The 22,751-nt window shown below is 62.4% G+C and carries 22 protein-coding genes; 16 read left to right on the forward strand and 6 right to left on the reverse strand.

Features of this window, described 5'->3' with window-relative positions; all coding sequences use genetic code 11:
* Window positions 1-94 precede the first annotated feature (94 nt).
* Window positions 95-580, reverse strand: a complete 486-nt coding sequence (locus PZN02_RS20940; RefSeq protein ID WP_280662597.1) for an adenosine-specific kinase — start codon at window positions 578-580, stop codon at window positions 95-97.
* Window positions 581-1,005: 425 nt separating this feature from the next.
* Here PZN02_RS20940 and PZN02_RS20945 point away from each other — a divergent pair, with 425 nt between their 5' ends.
* The 7 genes from PZN02_RS20945 to PZN02_RS20975 all read left to right on the forward strand — a co-directional run bounded on the left by PZN02_RS20945 (window position 1,006) and on the right by PZN02_RS20975 (window position 9,226).
* Window positions 1,006-1,533 (forward strand): aminoacyl-tRNA deacylase, encoded by a 528-nt coding sequence (locus PZN02_RS20945; RefSeq protein ID WP_280662598.1) that lies wholly within the window; start codon window positions 1,006-1,008, stop codon window positions 1,531-1,533.
* An 80-nt stretch (window positions 1,534-1,613) separates the two neighbouring features.
* Complete coding sequence (gene glnA / locus PZN02_RS20950; protein WP_280662599.1) at window positions 1,614-3,038, forward strand: type I glutamate--ammonia ligase; 1,425 nt, start codon at window positions 1,614-1,616, stop codon at window positions 3,036-3,038.
* A gap of 160 nt (window positions 3,039-3,198) precedes the next feature.
* Entirely contained in the window at window positions 3,199-3,636 is a 438-nt protein-coding gene (locus PZN02_RS20955) for an archease (RefSeq protein WP_280662600.1), read from the forward strand.
* Window positions 3,637-3,645: 9 nt separating this feature from the next.
* Complete coding sequence (locus PZN02_RS20960; protein ID WP_280662601.1) at window positions 3,646-5,076, forward strand: RtcB family protein; 1,431 nt, start codon at window positions 3,646-3,648, stop codon at window positions 5,074-5,076.
* Window positions 5,077-5,546: 470 nt separating this feature from the next.
* Window positions 5,547-7,577 carry an acetate--CoA ligase gene (acs, locus tag PZN02_RS20965; protein WP_280662602.1) on the forward strand — a complete coding sequence of 677 codons (2,031 nt, stop codon included), beginning with the start codon at window positions 5,547-5,549 and terminating at the stop codon, window positions 7,575-7,577.
* A gap of 97 nt (window positions 7,578-7,674) precedes the next feature.
* Window positions 7,675-7,899, forward strand: a complete 225-nt coding sequence (locus tag PZN02_RS20970) for an HP1242/YdcH family protein (RefSeq protein ID WP_280662603.1) — start codon at window positions 7,675-7,677, stop codon at window positions 7,897-7,899.
* Window positions 7,900-8,098: 199 nt separating this feature from the next.
* The gene (locus tag PZN02_RS20975) at window positions 8,099-9,226 is read left to right on the forward strand and encodes a ribonuclease Z (protein ID WP_280662604.1); all 1,128 of its coding nucleotides are present in this window, start codon (window positions 8,099-8,101) and stop codon (window positions 9,224-9,226) included.
* 167 nt (window positions 9,227-9,393) lie between these two features.
* Here the strand turns inward: PZN02_RS20975 and amrS are convergent, their stop codons facing one another.
* The 5 genes from amrS to PZN02_RS21000 form a co-directional block, all read right to left on the reverse strand.
* A complete protein-coding gene (gene amrS, locus PZN02_RS20980; protein WP_280663323.1) occupies window positions 9,394-10,467 on the reverse strand; it encodes an AmmeMemoRadiSam system radical SAM enzyme in 1,074 nt (357 codons plus the stop codon).
* Window positions 10,468-10,672: 205 nt separating this feature from the next.
* Complete coding sequence (locus PZN02_RS20985; RefSeq protein ID WP_280662605.1) at window positions 10,673-11,152, reverse strand: DUF302 domain-containing protein; 480 nt, start codon at window positions 11,150-11,152, stop codon at window positions 10,673-10,675.
* Between the two features lie 37 nt (window positions 11,153-11,189).
* Window positions 11,190-12,449 (reverse strand): MFS transporter, encoded by a 1,260-nt coding sequence (locus tag PZN02_RS20990; RefSeq protein WP_280662606.1) that lies wholly within the window; start codon window positions 12,447-12,449, stop codon window positions 11,190-11,192.
* Window positions 12,450-12,530: 81 nt separating this feature from the next.
* Window positions 12,531-13,025 carry a cupin domain-containing protein gene (locus PZN02_RS20995; RefSeq protein ID WP_280662607.1) on the reverse strand — a complete coding sequence of 165 codons (495 nt, stop codon included), beginning with the start codon at window positions 13,023-13,025 and terminating at the stop codon, window positions 12,531-12,533.
* Between the two features lie 112 nt (window positions 13,026-13,137).
* Window positions 13,138-14,073 (reverse strand): LysR family transcriptional regulator, encoded by a 936-nt coding sequence (locus PZN02_RS21000; RefSeq protein WP_280662608.1) that lies wholly within the window; start codon window positions 14,071-14,073, stop codon window positions 13,138-13,140.
* 175 nt (window positions 14,074-14,248) lie between these two features.
* On the opposite strand from PZN02_RS21000, the gene PZN02_RS21005 reads away from it, so the two are divergent.
* The 9 genes from PZN02_RS21005 to PZN02_RS21045 all read left to right on the forward strand — a co-directional run bounded on the left by PZN02_RS21005 (window position 14,249) and on the right by PZN02_RS21045 (window position 22,730).
* The gene (locus tag PZN02_RS21005; protein ID WP_280662609.1) at window positions 14,249-15,079 is read left to right on the forward strand and encodes a 3-hydroxybutyrate dehydrogenase; all 831 of its coding nucleotides are present in this window, start codon (window positions 14,249-14,251) and stop codon (window positions 15,077-15,079) included.
* Window positions 15,080-15,105: 26 nt separating this feature from the next.
* Window positions 15,106-16,188: a patatin-like phospholipase family protein gene (locus PZN02_RS21010; RefSeq protein WP_280662610.1), complete on the forward strand. Its 1,083-nt coding sequence runs from the start codon at window positions 15,106-15,108 to the stop codon at window positions 16,186-16,188.
* A gap of 390 nt (window positions 16,189-16,578) precedes the next feature.
* On the forward strand, window positions 16,579-16,848 hold the full coding sequence (locus PZN02_RS21015) for a BufA1 family periplasmic bufferin-type metallophore (RefSeq protein WP_280662611.1): 270 nt from the start codon (window positions 16,579-16,581) through the stop codon (window positions 16,846-16,848).
* A gap of 35 nt (window positions 16,849-16,883) precedes the next feature.
* The gene (bufB, locus tag PZN02_RS21020; protein ID WP_280662612.1) at window positions 16,884-17,915 is read left to right on the forward strand and encodes an MNIO family bufferin maturase; all 1,032 of its coding nucleotides are present in this window, start codon (window positions 16,884-16,886) and stop codon (window positions 17,913-17,915) included.
* Window positions 17,902-18,702, forward strand: a complete 801-nt coding sequence (locus PZN02_RS21025) for an HvfC/BufC family peptide modification chaperone (protein WP_280662613.1) — start codon at window positions 17,902-17,904, stop codon at window positions 18,700-18,702. The genes bufB and PZN02_RS21025 overlap by 14 nt, the downstream gene beginning before the upstream one ends.
* Window positions 18,699-19,172: a DoxX family protein gene (locus tag PZN02_RS21030; RefSeq protein ID WP_280662614.1), complete on the forward strand. Its 474-nt coding sequence runs from the start codon at window positions 18,699-18,701 to the stop codon at window positions 19,170-19,172. Before PZN02_RS21025 ends, PZN02_RS21030 begins: the two co-directional genes overlap by 4 nt.
* Before the next feature lie 3 nt (window positions 19,173-19,175).
* Window positions 19,176-20,492, forward strand: coding sequence for an NAD(P)/FAD-dependent oxidoreductase (locus PZN02_RS21035; protein ID WP_280662615.1), 1,317 nt, complete (start codon window positions 19,176-19,178; stop codon window positions 20,490-20,492).
* Between the two features lie 2 nt (window positions 20,493-20,494).
* Window positions 20,495-22,417 (forward strand): adenylate/guanylate cyclase domain-containing protein, encoded by a 1,923-nt coding sequence (locus tag PZN02_RS21040; RefSeq protein WP_280662616.1) that lies wholly within the window; start codon window positions 20,495-20,497, stop codon window positions 22,415-22,417.
* Window positions 22,353-22,730, forward strand: a complete 378-nt coding sequence (locus tag PZN02_RS21045) for a DUF3307 domain-containing protein (protein WP_280662617.1) — start codon at window positions 22,353-22,355, stop codon at window positions 22,728-22,730. The genes PZN02_RS21040 and PZN02_RS21045 overlap by 65 nt, the downstream gene beginning before the upstream one ends.
* Window positions 22,731-22,751 lie beyond the last annotated feature (21 nt).

Genomic DNA, 22,751 nt, shown 5'->3' on the forward strand with positions numbered 1-22,751 from the left:
CATCGAGGTCAGAAATTCCATACGGGTCAGGTTGAGAAGGGCGAGATGGTTCTCTGGGTCGAGATCCTGGCCGTCGATCGGCTTCATCCAGCCACTACAACTTGTACCCGATATTTCGTAAAAGATCTTTCCGCCACGCAATGTCGGCGTCGGTTTCGACACCCAGCGGTGAGGCGCCATCGACCACGCCGAGCACGCCGCGGCCCAGTTCTGTTTGCGCGACGATCACCTGTGTCGGGTTGGCCGTCGCGCAGTAAATGCGGCAGACCTCCGGCACTGCACGCACCGCGGCCAGCACGTTGACGGGAAAGAATCCGTCGCCCAGGAAGATCAGGAAAATGTGGCCGGCGCCAATGGCCAATGCGTTGTCGCGTGCGAGGGTAAGCGCGGCTTCGTCATTACCCGACCAGCGCACCAGCCGCTTACCGGAGGCCTCGCAGAAGGCCAGCCCGAAGCGAATGCCGGGAACGGTCCCCACCAGCGCCTCGTGGAGGTCTTCCACAGTCTTGATGAAATGCGACTGGCCAAAAATGAAGTTGGAGGCGTCCGGCTTGACGATGGGCACCACGGTAAGTTCCATGGCTGCGCTCCTTCAAGGTGGGCAACGCAATGGTAGGTAGGCCGACAGAAGGCGATTTCAAGCCGCCACAGGCGGACGATTCGCCTCCCGATGCTGCCACCCTCGGCTTCCTCGCGGAACGCCCGGTACAGCGGCAGGAGTGCCTCCTTCGGATCATTGGGCGGCGCCGCTCAACTGCCCGGCAGCACGATCAACTCGCCCACCATCGACGGCTGGTGAGCCCCACACCGATAGCGCCGCCCTTGGCTGCCCGATCCGTGTGTTGGCGTCGGTCACACTAGCCTGCGCTCGGCGCGGTCACCGGCAATGCCATAGGGCCTCTGCGCTTCGAACCTTCGCCGCAAATTGAACAGTTAGAACGCGAGAGGCCGCGACGTGTTATATTAAATGGCTTCGCGTTGCGAGGTGCCGGCAGGGGCCTCACGATGGAAGGTCTCCGCCCGGAGGGTGGTATAGTGACCATTGCCTTGACACTCCAGACATATCTCGATCGCAAGGGCGTCGAGTATGATCTGGTCGAGCACAGGCCGACCAGATCATCGATGTCTACCGCCCGCGCCTGCCACATCGCGGCCCGCTGCCTGGCCAAAGGCGTCGTGCTGCGAAGACGCGATGGCTATCTTCTGGCGATCTTGCCGGCCTGCGGCAATGTGCGGCTGAGCAAACTCAAAGCAGCACTCGGCGAGGACCTGACGTTCGCCACGGAACATGAGCTCGATCAGTTGATCCCCGATTGCGCGCACGGCGCTGTTCCCCCAGTCGGCGACTGCTACGGGCTGGACGCCGTTATCGAGGACAGCGTCTGCGACCAACCGGAGGTTTACTTCGAGGGCGGCGATCACGCCACCCTCGTCCATATGAGCCAGGCACAGTTCGCGCGGCTCACGCGGGAGGCGCTTCATGAGAATTTCAGCGCTCGCAACCGGAGCTCCACGCGTTCGGCGATCGAGTGATAAGCGGCCGATCGACGGAAGAAGGCTGGCGGCGCAGCCGGCCTCGTTTCGACGGACCGACATGAGGAAGGGAGGCGGCGATGTCTGACAATGGCTACGCCAGCCCGGATGACGTTCTGCGGATGATAAAGGACGGCGAGATCGCGATGATCGATCTGCGGTTCACAGACCTTCCCGGCCTGTGGCAGCATTTCTCCGTGCCGCCGCGCGCCATCAGCGCGGACAGCTTCGCCAATGGCATCGGCTTCGACGGCTCGTCCATCCGGGGCTTCCAGGAAATACAGGAAAGCGACATGCTCGTCGTGCCGGATCCGACCACCGCTTTCCTGGACCCGTTCACGGAGGCGCCAACGCTTGTCCTGATCTGCAATATTCTCGACCCAGCCAGCGGCCAACCCTATAGCCGGGACCCCCGCTTCATCGCACAAAAGGCCGAAACCTATCTCAAGGCGACCGGTATTGGCGATACGGCCTATTTCGGCCCGGAACTCGAGCACTTCGTCTTCAACGGGGTCCATTACGATCAGGGTACCAACTACGGTTACTACGAGATCGACGCCGTCGAGGCGAATTGGAAAGCGAGGGATGGAACGGGCCTCGGGCACAAGCTGCGCCCGAAAGAGGGCTACTTCCCCGTCCCGCCTTCCGATACCCTTCAGGACGCACGCACCAGAATGGTAACGCTGCTCGAGCGCATTGGCATTGAGGTCGAGGCGCACCACCACGAAGTCGCGACTGGCGGCCAGGGCGAGATCGACATGCGCTTTGCGACGCTGACGCGCATGGCCGACAGCGTGATGATCTACAAATTTGTCGTGAAGAATGTCGCGCGCAGCCGCGGCATGACCGCAACCTTCATGCCGAAACCCCTGTTCGGGGACAATGGGTCGGGCATGCACGTCCATCAGAGCATCTGGCGGAAAGATCATCCGATCTTTGCCGGCGACGGTTATGCCGGTTCCAGCGAAGCGATGCGCTACTATATCGGCGGACTGCTTAAGCACGCGCCGGCACTGCTCGCCATCTGCGCTCCAACCGTCAATTCCTACCGGCGGCTCGTGCCGGGTTTTGAAGCGCCGGTTAATCTCGGCTATTCGCGGCGCAACCGCTCCGCGGCGTGCCGGATCCCGATGTACTCATCCAACCCCAGGAGCAAGCGGGTAGAGTTCCGCTGCCCGGATCCCTCCTGCAATCCGTATATGGCCTTCGCCGCCATGCTCATGGCCGGCCTCGACGGTATCCGCAGCCGCATCAATCCGGGGGAGCCGATCGACAAGAACCTCTACGACCTGCCCCCGATGGAACGCGCCGCAATCCCATCGACACCGGCCTCGCTCGCCGAGGCTCTCGATGCGCTTGAGGCGGACTGCAAGTTCCTGCTTGCAGGAGACGTGTTCACGACGGACGTCCTCGAGACCTATGTGGACTACAAGCGCTCGCACGAGATCACCGAGATACGCATGCGCCCGCATCCATATGAGTTTGTTCTCTATTATGACGTCTAGTGGGGGTGCATGCTATGTTTCGAATACACGTGGATCCTGAAGGGAGCCGCAGTTCGCGAGCAAAATTGCGCCGCCTGCCATAGCCTGGATCACGTCGCGATGAATTCACCCTTACTGGACGAGAAGGGCTGGCGGGCCGAAGTCACCAAAAGGGATGGCCATGAGCGCGACGGGCACGATATCGGGATTTGGCTGGGAGCATTTCCATCATGACGCCGATATTGGGGTGCGCGGAAGAGGCCGATCCGTTGCGGAGGCCTTCGAACAGGCCGCAGTGGGCCTGACCCGGATCGTGACCTACAGTCCGATCGTCGTGAATATCCAGCTCGATGTGGAGTGCCGCCAAAGCGACCTGGAATTGCTCTTCGTGGATTGGCTCGACGCGATTATTTACGAGATGGCGACCCGCAAGATGCTTTTCGGATGCTTTACGGTCCGCACAGACGGACGCATACTTAAGGGTACGCTTTGGGGCGAGCCCGTCGACGTGGCGCGGCACGCACCAGCTTGCGAACCGAAGGGTGCCACGCTCACGGCATTGAAGGTGACGCGAGACGACAATGGCATCTGGTCCGCACAGTGCGTCATTGACGTATGAGGCGCTTCGATGGATCCGGCAAACTTCACCCAGATTGGTCCGGTTATGTGGCGCATCGAGCCGACGGGAGCGATGCGCGTGCCGGCGATCATCTTCGCGGACGAGGAACTCATCCGCGGAATGGACGACAGGGTCGCCCTGCAGGCCTGCAATGTTGCGACCCTGCCGGGGATCGTGTCTGCCTCCTTCGCGATGCCCGATGCGCATTGGGGCTATGGATTTCCGATTGGCGGTGTCGCCGCCTTCGATCCGGAGAAGGGAGGCGTGGTCTCCGCCGGCGGCGTCGGCTTCGATATCTCCTGCGGTGTGCGGACGATGCTCACCAGCCTCTCGGTCAAGGATATTCTGCCGGTGCAAGAGGCCCTGGCCGAGTCTCTGTTCCGGCAAATCCCCGCCGGCGCCGGAAGCCGGGGGAAGATCACGCTCGATGATGCCGAGATGGAAGCGATGCTGGTCGGTGGAGCGCGCTGGGCTGTCGAGCAGGGCTGGGGCGAAGAGCGCGACCTGGAACGCATCGAAGAGGGCGGCCGGATGGAAGACGCCAGGCCGCACTACGTCTCCGATCGCGCAAAGAATCGCCAGCGGCGGGAGATGGGCACATTGGGCTCCGGCAACCACTATCTCGAGGTGCAGGCGGTGGAGCAGATTTTCGATGAAGAGGCCGCCGCCGCATACGGCCTGCGCCCCGATGGCGTCGTTGTCACGATTCATTGCGGCTCGCGCGGACTCGGCCACCAGATCGGCAGCGAGTTCCTGAAGGAAATGGCAAGCACGGCGCCGGAGGCGGGAATCATCCTTCCGGACCGTGAGTTGGCCTGTGCGCCGATCAAATCGGAGCTCGGGGAGCGGTACCTTGGGGCGATGCGCGCGGGGATCAATTGCGCACTCGCGAATCGGGAGATCCTTGGTGATCTTAGCCGGCGGGTCTTTGGCCACCATTTTCCGGGGACGCGTCTCGACCTTCTGTTCGACGTCTCGCACAACACTTGCAAGCCTGAGACCCACGAGGTCGACGGCAAGCGCCGCGAACTTTTCGTCCACCGCAAGGGCGCAACCCGCTCGCTCGGTGCCGGCAATCCCAGCCTTCCGCGAGCATTTCATGCCGTCGGTCAGCCGGTCCTCATCGGTGGCAGCATGGGCACCAGTTCCTATGTGCTGGCCGGCGAGCCGACGAGCGAGGAGAAGGCATTCTCGTCCGCGTGCCATGGAGCCGGCAGAGCCATGTCACGACACGCGGCGCTCAAACAATGGAGCGGCCGGCAAATTGTCGACGAGCTTGCGGCGCGAGGAATCCTGGTTCGCAGCCCCTCCGACCGCGGTGTGGCAGAAGAAGCACCGGGCGCCTACAAGGATGTCGAGGCCGTGGTGCTAGCGGCCGAGCGGGCCGGCCTTGCGCGGCGCGTGGCGCGCATGCGGCCGCTCATATGCATCAAGGGCTGATCTTCCTTTGAAGGGCGAATTTCGTCCGCAGACAGTGTGTGTCTTCGAGCTTCATGCGGCCAGCGCCGCTGTATTCAAAGTGTTCCATGTCAAAGGCAAAAGGCGCTTTCTCTCCTTCAATCCGGAAACCGACCCTCGACGAAACCGATGCCAGGATCCGGACGGCGCTCGCCAGCACGCTTTACAAGCATTGCGATGTTAACCCGGCATCTAGCGGTGAAGGCTGGGCAGCCTTCGCGTGAAGCTCCGGTCAGTGACTGGACCCTATTCTCGGCTTTGACTTCATGCCACGCATTCCCGACCTCGTCGGGCGCTGCCTCTATCGGTTCGGGGTCGACGGATAGGTGCGCGAGACCGCGCGGGGCAAACGGGCGCCAACCTTTCGGCGCCAGCACACAGGTGCTATCCTTCCAATTTGGCTTGGGATCCACGGCTTCCTTAAGCCACAGAAATGACCTGGGAGGCAGCCTATGTCACAGGAAAGAGCCGCAGACGTGTCCGAGGCCGAGATCGCCGTCCACTGGCAGGAAGAGGATTACGTCAAACCATCGGAGAAATTCATTGCGCAGGCGAACCTGACCGACAGGACGGTCCTGGAACGGTTCAGCCTCGACAACTTCCCTGATTGCTTCAAGGAGCACGCCGATCTTCTCGACTGGTACAGACCTTGGGACACCACGCTTGACACGAGCAAACCGCCGTTCTGGCGATGGTTTGTCGGCGGCAAGATCAACGCGAGTTACAACTGCATAGATCGCCACCTCGCCAAGCACAGGAACAAGACTGCAATCCACTTTGTCCCCGAAGCGGAGCAGGAAGCGATCCAGCACGTTACCTACCAGGAACTCTACGTGCGCGTGAACGAGGTCGCGGCGCTGTTGCGAGACTTCTGCGGGCTGAAACGGGGCGATCGAGTGACGCTGCACATGCCGATGGTGGCCGAGCTTCCGATCACGATGCTTGCTTGCGCCAGGCTCGGCGTCATTCACTCGCAAGTGTTCAGCGGCTTTAGCGGCAAGGCGACGGCAGACCGCATTGTCGATGCCGAGAGCCAGGTGCTGATCACGATGGATGGCTACTACCGTGGCGGCCAGCTTCTCGATCACAAGCAAAAAGCGGATGTCGCTGTCAGGGAGGCGAAGAAGGAGGGCTTGTCGGTTGACAAGGTGCTGGTCTGGCAAAGGCACCCGGGCAAATATTCCAGTGCAACGCCCTTGGTAAAGGGCCGAGATTTCATCATGAACGAGGTGTTGTCGGGTTACCGGCGCCGCACGATCGACCCGGTCGAGATGCCGGCCGAGGATCCGCTGTTCCTGATGTACACCAGCGGCACCACCGGGAAGCCGAAGGGCTGTCAGCACAGCACGGGCGGATATCTGTCCTATGTCGCGGGGACGTCGAAATACATTCAGGACATCCATCCGGAGGATGTCTACTGGTGCATGGCCGATATCGGCTGGATCACCGGTCATTCCTATATCGTCTACGGCCCGCTGGCGCTCGCTGCCTCCTCGGTCGTGTTCGAGGGCCTTCCCACCTATCCCGATGCCGGACGTCCCTGGCGCATTGCGGAAGAACTTGGGGTTAACATCTTTCACACTTCGCCGACGGCGATACGGGCGCTGCGGCGTGCAGGCCCCGACGAGCCGCGGAAATACGATCACCATTTCAAGCATATGACGACTGTCGGCGAGCCCATCGAGCCGGCGGTTTGGCGGTGGTACTACGACGTCGTGGGCAAGGGCGAGGCGGTCATCGTCGACACCTGGTGGCAAACGGAGAACGGCGGCTTCCTGTGTAGCACCATTCCTGCGCTTCACCCGATGAAGCCGGGAAGCGCAGGGCCCGGCCTACCGGGCATTCATCCGATCATCTATGACGAAGTTGGCAACGAGATTCCACCGCGCTCCGGCCGTGCGGGAAACATCTGCATCCAGAACCCCTGGCCGGGCGGTTTTCAGACGATCTGGCGGGACCCGGATCGCTTCGTCGAACAATACTATGCGCGTTACTGCAAGGACCGGGGGAGCCATGACTGGCGCGACTGGCCGTATATGGCTGGCGACGGCGCGTTGCAGGCGGCCGACGGCTACTATCGCATCCTCGGCCGCATAGACGACGTCATCAATGTGGCTGGGCATCGGCTCGGGACCAAGGAAATCGAGTCCGCCAGTCTGCTGATTGAGGAGGTCGCCGAGGCTGCGGTCGTCCCCGCCAGAGACGAGATCAAGGGCACGGTGCCCGACCTCTATGTCTCGCTGAAGCCCGGCCTCGCCGCGAGCGGGGCCATTCGCAAGCGCGTGGAGGATTCCGTGATCCGTGAGATCGGGCCGATTGCTCGGCCGCGCCGTGTCGTGATCGTCCCCGACATGCCGAAGACCCGCTCCGGCAAGATCATGCGGCGCGTGCTCAGGGCGATCTCGAACGATGAGGATGCCGGCGACATCTCGACGCTCGCCAATCCCGAGGTCGTTGACGAGATTCGAAAGATAAAGGTCTAGCCACGAAGCCATGGAATGGCGTTCGGGGAGGAGTCCCACGCCGGAGTGATCAGGCTTTTTGCTGATACCGGGCTGATGAGGTGAGGAGTCCAACAAAATGGTCGAGCGTATTCGATCATTGCTGGCGAGGTTCCCCGAGGATGAAGAGATCGTCCGCCGGCTGGCCGCGACGGACGCGCGCTTCAATGCGCTTTGTGACGAGTACCGCAAGATTGTCGATCTCCTCGATACCTGCGAGGCGCAGGTGGCACGGCTCAGGGAGCACAGGGCTTTGCTGGAGGATGAGCTGCTCACGCGCATTGAGGGACATCAGCCGCTGTAACGCCAAGCAAGTGCGACGCAGCAGCCGGGTTGGTCCTTCTTGCGTTGACACACCTGATACCGGGATCCGGTCAGCAAACAGCCGAGACGCCTCCCGAACCGACACCTGCGCCGCCGGCCCCTCAAGCGACGAACCCGCGCCTTCTACGCCAGCGCCTGACGATGCAGCAGGGCTTGGCTGCCGAGCGGTTGACAGAGGCATGCAGATCGGCGTGAGATGGCTTGAGAACTGTGGCTCCGCGGCGATCCACGACCCCGAGATTTCATCAGGAAAGAGATCCGGTTGGTTCGGGCGGAGCTCTTCACATTCTGCGGAGCAGTATGTGGTATTGCTTGTTCAACCCAGGTTGGTCAATGAGCCTTTCGGCGATGCAGGCCTCCTGCTTGATTTCAGTTTCGGGTCGCGCGCCATACTTTTCGATCTTGGCGACCTGGCTCCGCTTCCGGCTGGTACAATTTCCAGGATCCGCCAGGCATTCGTGTCACACCTGCACATGGATCACTTTGCGGGCTTTGACAGGATACTCCGTCTGCTCCTTAACCGGACGGCAGAGCTGCAGATATTCGGCTCTCCCGGTCTAACAGATGCCGTTGAGGCAAAGCTGCGAGCCTACACGTGGAATCTTCTGAATGAGACGTCCGAGGACTTCTCGATTATCGCCGCAGAGTGGAATCTCAAAGACGAGGTGACGCAGTCGCGGTTCAAGGCACGCAATAGATTCGGTCGCGAGCCACTCGGGGTGGTGACGCTGACGTCCCAACGTCTCTTGGTGGAGCCCGACTTCTACGTCGAGGCGGTCGAGCTCGATCATGGGATCCCATGTTTGGCATTCGCGTTTCAGGAGAACATAAAGGTAAACGTGCACAAGGCGCGGTTGAATGAGCTTGGTCTCCCGACCGGGCCTTGGCTGACCGAGGCCAAACAGCTCGTGCGGTCTCACGCGGATCCGGGCGCAATCGTCAAAATTCCGGGGCACGGCGACATGAAACTTGGTGATCTTCTTAGTGCCAAGGCACTCGTCACCGGTCCCGGAGAGCGTATCTGCTACGCAACGGACCTGGCATTCACTGACGCGAACCTGTCGCGCTTGCTCGCCTTAGCGGAAGGGTCGGACTACCTCTTCATCGAGGGCGGCTTCCTTGATGAGGACAAGGCCATCGCAGCGTCCAAGAGGCATCTGACGGCATCTCAGGCGGGAAGGATCGCCGCAGCCGCACGCGTTTCAAGATGCGTTCCCATGCATTTCTCCCCCCGCTATCTCGGTCGAGAGCAATTGTTGTTGGATGAGTTTCAGAGGGGACTCACTACAGGACTCACCACCCTCTGACTAGCAATCACTCTTCGGCTACTGCGCCTGCGGGGTGCCATGTCCGCCATGCTATCTTCGGGAAACGAATACGAACAGCAATCGCAGGCGCCGTTCCGATCAACCCAGAAATTCGCTGCAGTCGTTCCTCCGCCGACGGGCGGCGTTCAGCCGTTTTCGCTGGCTGGTCAAGCCGGCGCCGTTGGCGCGATGCGCACCGGCCGGCGATAGGCGCCCCAGTCACCCGGCTGCGGCTCGAACACGCCCGGGCAAGGCGTGCCGCAGCGGTGGCAGCGGCCCTTGGCGTCGAGAGCCCAGGACAGCAAGTGGTACCAGTCGCGGGCGATGAGGCATGCGCCGCAGGCATGGCACCAGGTGCTGCCGCCGACGTCATCGTGCACGTTACCGCAGTAGACGTAACGCAGCCCGTTTTGGAGGCCGATCCGGCGCGCCCGTGTCAGCGTCTCGGGCGCGGTGGGCGGCTTGTCCATCATCTTCCAGTCGGGATGGAAGGCCGTAAAGTGAAGCGGCACATCCGGGCCAAGTTCTTCCATGATCCATTGCGTCAGCGCGTCAATCTCCGCCTCGGAATCGTTTTCACCGGGAATGATCAGCGTCGTGATCTCGAACCATATCGAGGTCTCGCGCTTGAGATAAACAAGCGTTTCGAGCACCGGCGAAAGATGGCCGCTGCAGACGCGCTGGTAAAAGCGCTCGGTGAAAGCCTTGAGATCAACATTGGCCGCATCCATGTGGCGGTAGAATTCGCTGCGTGGTTCTGAGCAGACATAGCCGGCCGTGACCGCGACGCTTTTGATCCCCCGCTCGCGGCAGGCATCGGCGACGTCGATGGCGTATTCATGGAAAATGACGGGGTCGTTGTAGGTGAAGGCAACGCTGCGGCAGCTGAGATCCGCCGCAGTACGGGCGATCACCGCGGGGGACGCCGCGTCGGCAAGCGTGTCGATCGCGCGAGACTTGCTGATGTCCCAATTCTGGCAGAACCGGCAGGCAAGATTGCAGCCGGCCGTGCCGAACGACAGGACGGCGGTGCCCGGCAGAAAATGGTTGAGCGGCTTCTTCTCGATCGGATCCACGCAGAAGCCGCTGGAGCGGCCGTAGGTCGTCAGCACCATCCGGTCGTCCCGGCGAGCGCGGACAAAGCAGAGCCCCCGTTGCCCCTCATGCAACTTGCAAAATCGCGGACAGAGGTCGCACTGGACGCGCCCGTCGGCGAGCGCGTGCCAATAGCGGCCTGGCACAATGGAGGCGTCCCCCGGCTGCAATTCCGGGCGGATAGCGGTTGTGGCGTTGGGGATCGAGAACATGCTCGCATGATAGACCTGTCACGGCATCGTTCAATGGGTTGTGCCCGCTCCCGCAGGAGCACCTGATCGCCGCGGGTGCGGAAGAAGCGCTCGCCGGCTCCTGGGGAAGGAGACGAAAGCGAGCGCTTTGGCCGCATCTCTACTCTTTCACGATTGCTGTGACAGTTTCGATCACCTGCGACGCCATGGCGAACTCGCGGTCCCGACTCGAAATTCGATGGCGCTTTGCGATCCAGTCGAAGTCTGTGTAGGCCGCGTAGACGGATCCGTCCTTCGCCTGATAAACGAGGACCCGGACTGGCCAGTCGAGTCCCGCGAGTGGATTGGCGGTGATGAAAGTCGTGCCGAGCGCCGGATTGCCGAACATCACCAGGCGCGACGGACGCACTTCGTTGCCGGCGGCGTTGCCGAGCTTGGCCTGGTCGATGACGCCGAAGAGGGTGATGCCCTTTTCCTCGACGCTGGCCTTGATGCGGTGCACCGTCTCGCTGACCGAATAGCGGCTCTTGACCGTGACGATGCCGTCGCTGTCTGCGGCCTCTGCCATCGAAACTTGAGCCAATGCCGTGGTTGCGGTGATCAAGGCGGCCGACAGCATTGCATTGCTGATCTTCATCATTTCAGAGCTCCTCTCTCTAGCCCTCAAATGGGCTCATTCAAGGATGCGGCTGCCGGCTGCGATTTGATAATGCCGTCTCTTGTCCATTTCGATAACTGGACCTCATGGCGCGCAGCGGTACGGCAAAGAGCATGGCGAGCACAAGCATGGCGACGAGCACCAGGACTGAAGTGTTCCATCCGAAACGATCGTAGATCTGGCCCACCACCAGGCTGCCGAAGAGCCCACCCGTATAATAGGAGGCGAGATAGGCGCCGCTTGCTGCCGCCTTCTCCGTGTCGGCGATGCGGCCGACCTGACTGGTCGCCAGCGCTTGCGCGAGAAAGGTGCCGACGGCGACCATGGCGAGGCCCGCAAGCACCACGACGAGGCTGCTGCTCATGAGGGTGATGAGGCCAAGCGCGGCGCAAAGGAGTGTGAGCACAATGCCGGCTCCGGCGCCGAGACGACGGGAGATGAGTCCGCCTAGCGGCGTCGTGAACAGCGATGGCAGGAAAACGAAATAGACGAGGCCGAGCTGCATCTGTGAAAGCCCGAGCTCCACTAGCCGGAAGTTGACATAGGTGTAAGTGCCTATGAAAACGAAGAGGATCAGGAAGCCGATGGCGAGCAGCCCCAGCAGGCGCCGACTGCCGAGTACCGAACGCCAGCTTCCGTTGCTTCGCATTTGCCGGTCCGGCATCATGTGCTCGGTCCGCTTCAATGTGGTCCAGACGAGGGCCGCTCCCGCTAGGTTGAGAAGCGCGAAGGTCTGGAAGTTGGTGGACAATCCGCCGAGGTCGGCAACTGCCGCCGACAGAATTCGGCCAAAGAGGTTGCTGGCGACGTTGCCGGTGACATAGGCCGCAAGTGCGCCCGTTGCCCGCTCAGCCGGGAGATGCTCCGCCAGATAGGCCATAGTGAGGGTGAACGCGGTCGCCATGCACAGGCCCTGCGCCACGCGCAGGCCAGTGAAGATCGCGATGTCCCGCGTTGTCGAGAGCAACACGGTCGGCACGGCAAGCAGTGCGAGACTGATCCAGATGCCGTTCCGCCGATCCAGATTGCGCCCAAAAATGCCGACGGCGAGGCCGGCGACCGCCATGCCGAAGGTGCTGGCATTGACGGCGAAGCCCATGGCTGCGCGGCTAACTCCGAATTCTCGTTGCAGCGACGGCAGGATCGCCTGGGCGGCGAAGAGGTCGACCAGGGTCAGGAATGCAATGAGTGCAATGATGCCGAAATGCCAGCGGTCGGCTGCGGGGCTTGCCAGAACGGACAGGGACGCCGGCAGCGAGGTACGATCGAGGTTCGCCATCGCTTATCCTCCTTAAAATGCGGACGTTTCCCGCCAGTGGCCGGAAACGTCCGCGATGTTGCGGTGCTACAGCGCTGTGGCTCACATGGCGTGGTCGTCATCCTGCATCGGCGGCAAGATATCGGCCGAGTAGAGCACGGCCGGCTTTGAGCCGTTGTTCTTCCACCAATGGGCAAGCTCGCCGAATTCGGCGGTCACTTCGCCCGCCTTGTGCTCGATCGGAACCTTGCAGCTGCTGCGATATTCGGTGATCGTGCCTTCCACGACCAGAATGTTGGCGGGACGCGCCTCGTGCGAATGCCACGGCACGACGCCGCCCGGCTGGACGATCAGCTTGCGCAGCCGCAGCGCATTCCCTTCCCACGCGCTTCCCTTCGAGGAAAGATCGATCGACGCGAGGACTTCATCGGTCACGCCTTCGGGCGCCGTGGCGCCGGGCGCCATGGCATTTGCTGCGATCTGGTCCTTGGGGCATTCTCCGGCCATAGCCGATGGCGCGGCGAGTGCGCTTGCGAAGAGTCCGAGCGCCGCAGCGGCGGCCAACGACAGACGGCCTGCGATGGATTTCTGAATCATGTCCGGTTCTCCTTGGTCGGTCCGGCCGGAGATATTCCGGCGGCACAAGGAGATTGCGGGACATTCGGCCGACAAAGAAATGCCGCCTGCTTTTGAATTCCATAGCTCAGAGCTATTGCGGAAGGGGAGGGGTGTCGGCGGCCGATCGGCGCATGTCTATGCCAGAATGTGGTGCCGCCCAGCCGTAGGATTTGACCGCTCCAACGAAGGTGGCGACAGCCGGCGAGAACCGCCGGCCTGCGACAGTCACGAGGCAAACCTCCCGCGTGACCTCCGGTTCGACCACAGGCCGCACCTGCAAACCTGGAATGACGGCGCTGTATTCGGGAATGAAGCAGATGCCGAGCCCGCCGGCCACCATGTTTTGTATCCAGTCCTCCCGCTCGCTCGAGTAGGAGATCTGAGTCTTCACACCAGAGGACTCGCACAACTCCGTCAGATAATCCCAATATTCGCAGTTCACACGTCTAAGATAGATCTCGCCATCGATGGCGGTAATGGGAACCGCATCGTATTGACAAAGACGATGACCCGGAGGAAAGGCGAGCATGAACCTTTCACGAAACAGCGGCGTCACGTCGAAGCGTTCGGGGAAACGGTCGCTGCTCGCCATGATGGCGACATCTATCTCCCCTTCCTCAAGCAGTTCTGAAAGCTTGGACGGCACACCTTCGACGAGCTGAAGCTGAACGCCGCGGTGACGCATGTTGAAGTCGGTCAGGAGGCCGGTAAACCGACGCGGCCCGATCGTGCACATGATGCCGACCTTCACATGCGCGTCTTCCAGACAGAGAAAGCGTGACGCTTCCTGCCTGACGCCCGAGAGTTCGTCGAGAATCGACTGAAACCGCGGTCTCAGCAGGTTTCCGAGATCCGTGATGTGGGTCAGGTTCCGTTCCCGCCGAAACAGGAGCCCGCCCACTTCATCCTCGAGTTGCTGGACGGCACGGCTTAATGCCGGCTGGGTCACGTGGCACTTTTCGGCGGCACGCGTGAAATTTCGCGTCTCGCAAACGGCCAGGAAATACCGAACGTGGTGAATGTCCATACCGTCCCCCGCAGGGTTTTCGTGTCCAGGCGGCCACTCTCCAATGCAGGCGCCGCTTTCACCAATGCAATTCACCTATCGAATTCATAGCACAGTGGCATTTCAGTTGAAATGAATACAGCGCCATTCTCGTCCCACCAGAGGCCCTTCGGCCCAAACGTGAGGAGACGCGGACATGTTCAAAAGTAGCGACGCTGAAATCGGCGCGATGTTCGGGCGCAAGGCGCTCGAGGGGCGCAGCGCCATCGTCACCGGTTCCACCAGCGGCATTGGTCTCGGCATCGCCCAGGCGCTGGCCAAGGCGGGCGCGGCAGTGATGCTCAACGGCTTTGGCGAACCGGCCGAAATCGAACGGCAGCGGGCCGAGATGGCGGAGGAGAACGACGTCGACGTCGCCTACGACAGCGCCGACATGTCGAACCCGCGTGCGATCCAGATGATGGTCGAGCGCGCCGGCGCCCGCTTCGGACAGATCGACATCGTCGTCAACAATGCCGGTATCCAGCACGTCGCTCCTATCGCCGAATTCCCTGCGGCCAAGTGGGACGCGATCCTTGGGATCAATCTTTCTGCTGCGTTTCACCTCGTCCAGGCGACCTACGATCAGATGCGGGCACGCGGCTATGGGCGCATCATCAATGTCGCCTCGGCGCATGGTCTCGTCGCCTCGCCCTACAAGTCCGCTTACGTGGCCGCCAAGCATGGGCTCGTCGGGCTCACCAAGGTAGTGGCTCTCGAAGGCGCGGAATTCGGCATCACGGCCAATGCGATTTGCCCGGGCTATGTCTGGACTCCTCTCGTCGAGCAGCAGATCGACGATCAGGCAAAATCCCACGGCATCGCGCGCGATGCGGTCATCCGCGACGTGTTCCTGAAGAACCAGCCGACCAAGCGCTTTGCGACTGTCGAGGAGATGGGCGCGTTGAGTGTCTTTCTGTGCAGCACCGCCGCCGCCTCGATAACCGGCGCGGCAATCCCTGTCGATGGCGGATGGACGGCCCACTGACCGCCGCAGCGAAGAGGAGGAGAGCCATGAACAAGCACGCCAAATTTGGCCCCGCGCCTGACGATCAGGAAAGGCCCGTCATCGCCAGTGTGCGTCCGCCACGAACGATTAACCTGGCGCTTCAGGGAGGCGGTGCGCACGGCGCCTTCACCTGGGGCGTGCTCGACCGGCTGCTCGACGAGCCGAACCTCTCCTTCGAAGGCATCGTCGCCACCAGTGCCGGCGCGATGAACGCCGCCGTCCTGGCCTATGGGCTTGCGGAAGGCGGGCGCAGCGGCGCGCAAAGAGCGCTTGCCAATTTCTGGCGCCGCATCAGCCATTCTGCGGCTTTCAGTCCGCTGCAGCCGAGTTTTCTGGACCGCGTGACCGGGTCGAAATCCTTGGAGTTTTCGCCTGCCTTTGTCATTTTCGATATGGTGACGCGGCTGCTCTCGCCCTACCAGTTCAATCCGTTGAACTACAATCCGCTGCGTCAGGTTCTGGAGCAATCGATCGATCTCGACGCGATCCGCATGTCGCGTTGTCCGGTGAAGCTGAACATCTGCGCGACCAACGTGCGCTCTGGCAAGGTCAAGGTATTCTCCAACGACGAGATCTCGATCGACGCCGTAATGGCCTCGGCCTGCCTGCCGTTCCTGTTTCAAGCCGTCGAGATCGACGGCGAGGCCTATTGGGACGGAGGTTACATGGGAAACCCCGCCATTTTCCCGCTGATCTACGGCTGCGACACACCGGACGTGCTAGTGGTGCACATCAATCCGCTGGAGCGCACGGAACTGCCGCGCACTGCAGGCGAAATCCTGAACAGGATCAATGAGATCAGCTTCAACTCGTCGCTGTTGAGGGAGATGCGAGCGATCGCCTTCGTAACGCAGCTGATCGATTCCAAGGCTGGCAAGGGCCTCGATCTCAAGCGCATCTTCGTGCACGGCATCTCCGACGACGAGACGATGAGAAACCTCAGCGTATCGAGCAAGCTCAACGCTGAGTGGGGAGCCCTCGTCGACCTCCGTGACCGCGGCCGACAGTGCGCGGAGGAGTGGCTGATGGCGAACTACGACGCGATAGGGAAGCGTTCGAGCGTCGATATCAGTACGCGTTACCTCTAGAGCGGGATGAGGAAAAGTGTGAAGCGGTTTTCCGCCCGCATCCCGCTCTAACTTATTAGAATCGATCCCGTTTATGATTTTGGGTCGATTCGACCCAAAATCATCGTGATCTAGGGCGTTCGACGCTTCCCGACCAATCAGGCGCGTCGCCACGGAGTGCGCGCATGCCCTCGCTGCCATCCCCTCCCAATGGCAGTCCTGCCCCCCGATACGGCCCGATCGGCCCGATCCGGGGGGCTTTTTTCGTCTCAGGTGCACCCGTCGCCGGCGGATAGTTCGGCCTATCGAAACCATGCCTGAACAGCATTTCAAACAGCGCGAGCGGTCTGCGAAGCTTCTTACATCAGGCCGATGTCCGGTCTGAACAACGTCAGATCCAGGAGATGTTCAATGATCAACACTCGTACGCTCATCGGTTCCGCGCTCGCGGCGATCGCCTCCGTTTCGGCTTCCACGGCTTCGGCAGGACCGGCCGCCCAGCCCGAGTTCTCGTTCGAGAAGTGTTACGGCATCGTCAAGGCCGGGCAGAACGACTGCCAGACGGCAACCCATTCCTGCGCGGGCACCTCGACGATGGACGACCAGGCCGATGCCTGGATCTACGTGCCTGCCGGCACCTGCGGAAAGATCGCCGGCGGCAGCGACGCCCCCAAGGCCTGACGGCCTCTCGATAACCAAGCAAAGGGAGTAGACCGATGCCCAAGACTTTTCCAACTCACCCGGTGCCGTGCGCTGCGGGCATCGGCCTCCGTTCGATACACATTGCCGAGATGCTTTCCCGCAGGCCTGCTGCGGGTTGGCTGGAAGTCCATGCCGAAAACTACATGGGCCACTCAGCGGCGGTGGATGCGCTCGAAAAGCTGCGCGAGGTTTATCCGCTTTCGGTGCACGGTGTCGGACTTTCACTTGGCAGTGCCTCAGGTCTCGACCGGGCGCATCTGGAGCGGCTGCATCGCGTCTGCGAACGCTTCCAGCCAGCGATCGTCTCGGAGCACCTTGCCTGGAGCGTCTCCGACGGCGCCTACCTCAACGACCTCCTTCCGCTCCGCTATGACGAAGAGGCGCTCGCCATCGTGTCCGGGAACGTGGCCCGGCTGCAGGATACGCTCAAGCGCCGCGTGTTCATCGAAAACCTGTCCGCCTATCTCGCCTTCGCTGAATCGAGCATGACCGAGGCCGAGTTCCTGACCGAGCTCGTCAGCCGAACCGGTTGCGGCTTGCTGCTGGACGTCAACAACGTCCATGTCTCCGCAAGCAACCTCGATTTCGATGCCTTGGCCTTCATCGACGCCCTGCCTGCCGACGCGATCGGTGAAATTCACCTTGCGGGCCACGCCGTCAACGAGGTGGATGGCGACGTCATTCTCATCGACGACCATGGGTCGCGCGTGCCACCGGCCGTCTGGTCACTCTATGCCCACGCCCTCCGCAGGATCGGTCCACGACCGACACTCATCGAATGGGACACCGATGTGCCGCCGCTTGAGGTCTTGTTGGGCGAAGCGATGTGGGCCGACATGCTCGCCCGCCGGATCGCCTTCGACGAACGCCTTGAGGAGCCGCCGGGTACCGTACCAGACGGCCGTTTTGAGACCATGAGGTTGCCCGGCCGCGACGGCACAACTGGTATCCTTTTCCCGGCACTAGCTGCAATCGCGGCAGTAAAAGTCGCTTGCGGCAAGTGCGCATCGGATCATTGCAGGAGGGACGGCCATGTCCTCCATTGAGACCCTGCAGAGTGTCGTCGCGCGCGCAGTTCTGACGACCGGGCCGGCAGATATTCTGCCACTGCTCGCGCGGGGCCGTTTCGATCCCGCAAAGCGGCTGAACATCTACCGCAACAATACGCTCGTCTCGCTGACCGCAACCTTGAAGGCAGTTTTCCCCGTAACTGCGCGGCTGCTCGATGAGCGCTATTTCTCCTACGCGGCCGGCTGTTTTATCCGGAACAACCCGCCGCAGGAGCCGAGGCTCTCCCGCTACGGCAGAGATTTTGCCAGATTCCTCGCCCGCTTCGAGGGAACCGCCCAACTGCCCTTTGTCTCTGAGACGGCGCGGCTGGAGTGGAAGATTGCCGAAGCGCTTGACGCGCCGCTGAAGCGGCCATGCACGCTCATGGAGCTCTACGATGGGCTGTCGAGCGGGTCCTTCGCGCTCTTCCTACAGCCTTCGCTCCGACTCGTTTTCTGCCGCTGGCCTGCCCTCAGCATATGGGCGGCGCACCAGCAGGGAGGCGATGCCGACAGGCTCGCGGATCTCAACCGCGAACCGGAGCGCATCGCGCTCTGGCGGCATGGTGACACCGTTCGCTTCCTGCGCCTCGACGCCGCGGAGTTTGCGTTCTGGCACACGTTGATGCGGGGCAGGGGACTCGAGGCTGCCGTCGCCCGCGCCTGCCGCCACGCGCCCGAGTTCGATATCGCGCGAGCGTTGACGGGCCTCTTCGTCAGTGAACTCGTCATCGGCATCCATCGCATGAAGGAGCCTTCCAACCGTCAGGAGAGAGTGTCATGACCACAATGCGCGCAACACCGATGAGTTTTTCCAGAACGATCTACAGGCTTCACGGCACTGTCGTGGAGTGGGCGACCGCCCTGCCGCTATCGATCGTGCAATTGGCCTCCCGCGTCGCCGTCGCGGAGGTTTTCTGGCAGTCCGCCCAGACAAAGCTCGCCTCCTGGCCGGTCACGCTCCAGCTGTTCGCCTTCGAATACCGCTTGCCGTTGCTCGATCCCGGACTGGCCGCCCTCATGGCGACGGCGGCGGAACTCAGTGGCGCGGCAATGCTTGGCTTGGGCCTGCTCGCGCGGCTCGCCTCACTGATGCTGCTCGGCGTCGTCGCCACCATCCAGATCTTCGTCTACCCGGATCATTGGGCCGAGCATCTGATGTGGACGAGCCTGCTCCTGCTCATCCTCTCGCGGGGCGCCGGAGTGCTTTCCGTCGATCATCTGGTCGCCCGACGTATCCGTGCCGGAGGCTGAGTGATGTCAGTGACCCCTGTTCAGAGCGCCTCCGTGCCGGGCGAGATCGCGACCGGCACGGACCAGGCAAAGCACCGGCCGCGCGTGCTCATTCTCGGTGCGGGCTTCGGCGGCCTGAACGCGGCGATGGCGCTTCGCCGCGCGCCGGTCGAAGTCACCGTCATCGACCGGCGAAACTATCACCTATTCCAGCCTCTACTTTACCAGGTAGCGACCGCGGGGCTCTCGCCGGCGCAGATTGCCATGCCGATCCGCCGCATTCTTTCGAGGCAGTCGAATGCCACGGTCCTGATGGACAAGGTCGAGGCGGTCGATACCGCCGCGCGATGCGTCGTCACCAGCAGCCGGCGTATCCCGTATGACTACCTGATCGTCGCGACCGGCGCCCGCCATACTTATTTCGGTAATGACAGCTGGGTGGACCACGCCCCGGGCCTGAAGACAATCACGGATGCGACGGCGATCCGCGCGCGCATCCTCTCCGCCTTCGAACGGGCGGAGGTGACCGATGACCCCCGTTTGCGTCAGAAACTGTTGACCTTCGTTGTCGTCGGCGGCGGACCGACCGGTGTCGAACTTGCCGGCGCGATCGCTGAGCTCGCCCGAAGGACGATCGTTCACGATTTCCGGCGCATCGATTCTTCCTCCGCCCGGGTCGTGCTCGTCGAGGCGGGTGAGCGGATACTGCCGGCGATGCCGCCCTGCCTTTCGAGAAAGGCCCAGAGACAACTCGAAAGGCTTGGCGTCGAGGTGGTGCTCGGCAACGCCGTCGCCGGCTGTGACGACAGCGGCGTGCGGCTGGCCGACGGAGCTGAAATCGGCTCCGCCTGTATTCTCTGGGCCGCAGGCGTCATGGCCTCGCGCGCCGCCAAGTGGATCGCCGCGCCGGCCGATCGCGCCGGCCGGGTCATCGTCGACGAGCGCCTCAATCCGCCGGGGCACGGCGAAATATTCGTCATCGGCGACACCGCGTCAGTGACTGGTGCGGACGGACGTCCTGTTCCGGGGGTGGCGCCAGCGGCCAAGCAGATGGGTCGCTACGCGGCGCGGGCCATTCTCGACGAAATGGCAGGTCGGCAATCGGCGCCATTCAATTACAGTGACTACGGCAATCTCGCGACCATCGGCCGCAAGGCAGCCGTCGCCGATTTCGGCAGAGCCAGGCTCTCTGGCTTTCCCGCATGGCTCGTCTGGAACTTCGCCCATCTCTGGTTCCTCGTCGGCTTCCGCAACCGCCTCGTGGTGTTTCTCGACTGGGCGGTCGCCTATCTCCGCAACGATCGCGCCGCGCGACTGATCACCGGCCACCATGAGGCCTAGCGATGTATCGCCCGAAGCTCGCCCAGGTCGTCGTCGTTCTCGTCATGCTAGCGGTGCTCTCCACCGCCGCGCTGATCCATGTCATCTGGCAGCGGGCAGCCGGCGAGAGCATCGAGGAGATCGTCGCGAGCCTCGATGCCCAGACGGCGGGATCGGTCAGGAATGACCTGTCCCGGACGCTGGCGCTCGTGTCGAGCACCGCTGAAATTGTCCGCTCCATCTTCTTCCAGGGTGCAATCAGCTCCAATGACGAGGTCAAGCGCGAGTTCCTGTTCCTGTCGCTGCTGCGCGAGCAGCCTGCCATCGCCTGGATCGGCTTCGGCTTTCCGGATGGGCGCTTTTTCGGATCGCACGCGACCGCCGACGGCCGGATCGAAATGGTGGAAATCGGCGCTGCGGGAGCCGGCGAACTCCGTCCGCTGCGGCGCGATCTTTACCGACCGATCCCGGGCGACATCTTTTTCGAGGAGCGGATTAAGGCGGAGAGCGCCTATGTGGCGCTCGGCGCCCCCTGGTATCGCTTGGCTAAGGAAAGCGGTGAGCCCGTCTGGACCGTCACGAACGTGCTGCCGAACGGATTCGAGCCCGCCATCGTGCTGTCTAAGCGCGTAGAGACCTTCGGGAAGTTTACCGGCGTGGTAATGGTGGCCGTCAGTCTCCGGCGCTTGTCCGAGGCACTGCAGGCGCTCAACATCCCAGCCTTGAGCAAAGCCTTCGTTCTTGACGAGCGGGGGCGTGTCCTTGCGACATCGCAACCCTCCGATGGCGTGATGGCTGCACATTTTTCCGACTTTCCGGCGGCCGATGCCGTGGCGTCGGCCGCCGCCGAGGCTGTCTCGGCCAATAAGGTCGATGCCTTCCGCGTGGTAGTGCCAAACGCCTCGCTCGGGCCCGTCTTCGTGTCGTCGTCGCGCCTGCCGTTCGAGAACTGGCGCCTTGTCACCGCCACGCCACGCTCGACCTTCGCAAGCGGTATCGACAAGAATATCCGGCGCATAGCCCTGGTCGTGCTCGCCATGGCGGCGCTTGCTGCAGCGACTGCGGTCGGCTTTGCAAATTTTCTCTTCGCCCGGCCGCTCGCCCGGCTGGCAGCGCAATTGCGTGCGGTCGAGCGCTTCTCGCTGGAGAGCGTCCGCCATCACCCAACCTTCCTCGCCGAGCTCAACGATTTCTCCCAGGCATTGAAGCGGATGGCGGTCGGGCTTTCAGCCTTCGCCCGCTATATGCCGCTCGACGTCGTGCGACCGCTGGTCGAAGGCAGCATCGAGCCGAAGCCCGGTGGCGCGCTCTGCGAAGTGACGGTCATGTTCGCCGACCTGCCCGGTTTCACGGAGCTGACAGAGAGGCTCGGACCCGGCGTCGAGCCGCATCTGACGCGCTTCCTGACTATTGCGGTCGCCGCTGTCCATGCGGAGGGCGGCACGGTCGACAAGTTCATCGGGGATGCCGTCATGGCGATCTGGAACGCGCCCGGCAGGCAGGCGGATCATGCCGCCCGCGCCTGCCGCGCGGCTGTCGCCATCCGGACGGCAATGCATGACGAGCCGCCGATCGCGGCCGGCGAGAACGCGGTTCGCGTGCGGATCGGCATCAACAGCGGCACGGCGCTGATCGGCAATATCGGTTCCGCCGAGCGGTTGAGCTACACCGCCATCGGCGACACGGTCAATGTCGCGAGCCGGTTGGTGAATGTGGCCAAGGAGCGCGGCGTCGAAATCGTGCTCAGCGACGCGACCATGCGCGAGCTCGGGGCAGAGCCGATAACGAGACCGCTCGGGCTTGCGACGGTCCGCGGCAAGGCCAGGCCCGTTGGCGTTCATACGATTGACCAGGCAAAAGTTCGGTCCGCGGGAGGAAGCGATGGAAATGGCGATAACGACGGTGGCGATGCTCGCTTGGATGCAGCTCAAGCACTTCGTCGTTGACTATGTGCTGCAGCCCGCCTGGATCCTCCGTGGCAAGGGGAATTTCCGCCTGATCGGCGGCTATGTCCACGCAGGCGGGCACGCGCTCGGAACCGTGCCGGCACTGATGCTCGCCGGAGTCGGGTTGATGCGCGTCGCCATTCTCGTGCTCGCCGAATTCCTCGTTCACTATCTCATCGACTATGGCAAGGCACTGCTGTCGCGGCATAGCCGCGCCGATGCGACAACCCGCGCCTATTGGGCGATGCACGGAGCCGATCAATTGATGCACCAGCTCACCTATGCGGTGCTGATCCTAGCCGCGCTGGCGTAAGTGCTTTCGTTCTTGAACATT

The organism is Sinorhizobium garamanticum (assembly GCF_029892065.1).
GTDB lineage: Bacteria > Pseudomonadota > Alphaproteobacteria > Rhizobiales > Rhizobiaceae > Sinorhizobium > Sinorhizobium garamanticum.

What these genes read in the sequence shown, in the direction of transcription:
- PZN02_RS20985 (WP_280662605.1), bottom strand. Translation starts at nt 11,152, where the DNA reads ATGATGAAGATCAGCAATGCAATGCTGTCGGCCGCCTTGATCACCGCA.
- glnA (WP_280662599.1), top strand. Translation starts at nt 1,614, where the DNA reads ATGTCTGACAATGGCTACGCCAGCCCGGATGACGTTCTGCGGATGATA.
- PZN02_RS21040 (WP_280662616.1), top strand. Translation starts at nt 20,495, where the DNA reads ATGTATCGCCCGAAGCTCGCCCAGGTCGTCGTCGTTCTCGTCATGCTA.
- PZN02_RS20955 (WP_280662600.1), top strand. Translation starts at nt 3,199, where the DNA reads ATGAGCGCGACGGGCACGATATCGGGATTTGGCTGGGAGCATTTCCAT.
- PZN02_RS21005 (WP_280662609.1), top strand. Translation starts at nt 14,249, where the DNA reads ATGTTCAAAAGTAGCGACGCTGAAATCGGCGCGATGTTCGGGCGCAAG.
- PZN02_RS21000 (WP_280662608.1), bottom strand. Translation starts at nt 14,073, where the DNA reads ATGGACATTCACCACGTTCGGTATTTCCTGGCCGTTTGCGAGACGCGA.
- PZN02_RS21015 (WP_280662611.1), top strand. Translation starts at nt 16,579, where the DNA reads ATGATCAACACTCGTACGCTCATCGGTTCCGCGCTCGCGGCGATCGCC.
- bufB (WP_280662612.1), top strand. Translation starts at nt 16,884, where the DNA reads ATGCCCAAGACTTTTCCAACTCACCCGGTGCCGTGCGCTGCGGGCATC.
- PZN02_RS20940 (WP_280662597.1), bottom strand. Translation starts at nt 580, where the DNA reads ATGGAACTTACCGTGGTGCCCATCGTCAAGCCGGACGCCTCCAACTTC.
- PZN02_RS21025 (WP_280662613.1), top strand. Translation starts at nt 17,902, where the DNA reads ATGTCCTCCATTGAGACCCTGCAGAGTGTCGTCGCGCGCGCAGTTCTG.
- PZN02_RS21045 (WP_280662617.1), top strand. Translation starts at nt 22,353, where the DNA reads ATGGAAATGGCGATAACGACGGTGGCGATGCTCGCTTGGATGCAGCTC.
- PZN02_RS20990 (WP_280662606.1), bottom strand. Translation starts at nt 12,449, where the DNA reads ATGGCGAACCTCGATCGTACCTCGCTGCCGGCGTCCCTGTCCGTTCTG.
- PZN02_RS21035 (WP_280662615.1), top strand. Translation starts at nt 19,176, where the DNA reads ATGTCAGTGACCCCTGTTCAGAGCGCCTCCGTGCCGGGCGAGATCGCG.
- PZN02_RS21010 (WP_280662610.1), top strand. Translation starts at nt 15,106, where the DNA reads ATGAACAAGCACGCCAAATTTGGCCCCGCGCCTGACGATCAGGAAAGG.
- PZN02_RS20945 (WP_280662598.1), top strand. Translation starts at nt 1,006, where the DNA reads ATGGAAGGTCTCCGCCCGGAGGGTGGTATAGTGACCATTGCCTTGACA.
- PZN02_RS20970 (WP_280662603.1), top strand. Translation starts at nt 7,675, where the DNA reads ATGGTCGAGCGTATTCGATCATTGCTGGCGAGGTTCCCCGAGGATGAA.
- PZN02_RS20975 (WP_280662604.1), top strand. Translation starts at nt 8,099, where the DNA reads ATGCAGATCGGCGTGAGATGGCTTGAGAACTGTGGCTCCGCGGCGATC.
- acs (WP_280662602.1), top strand. Translation starts at nt 5,547, where the DNA reads ATGTCACAGGAAAGAGCCGCAGACGTGTCCGAGGCCGAGATCGCCGTC.
- PZN02_RS20960 (WP_280662601.1), top strand. Translation starts at nt 3,646, where the DNA reads ATGGATCCGGCAAACTTCACCCAGATTGGTCCGGTTATGTGGCGCATC.
- PZN02_RS21030 (WP_280662614.1), top strand. Translation starts at nt 18,699, where the DNA reads ATGACCACAATGCGCGCAACACCGATGAGTTTTTCCAGAACGATCTAC.
- PZN02_RS20995 (WP_280662607.1), bottom strand. Translation starts at nt 13,025, where the DNA reads ATGATTCAGAAATCCATCGCAGGCCGTCTGTCGTTGGCCGCCGCTGCG.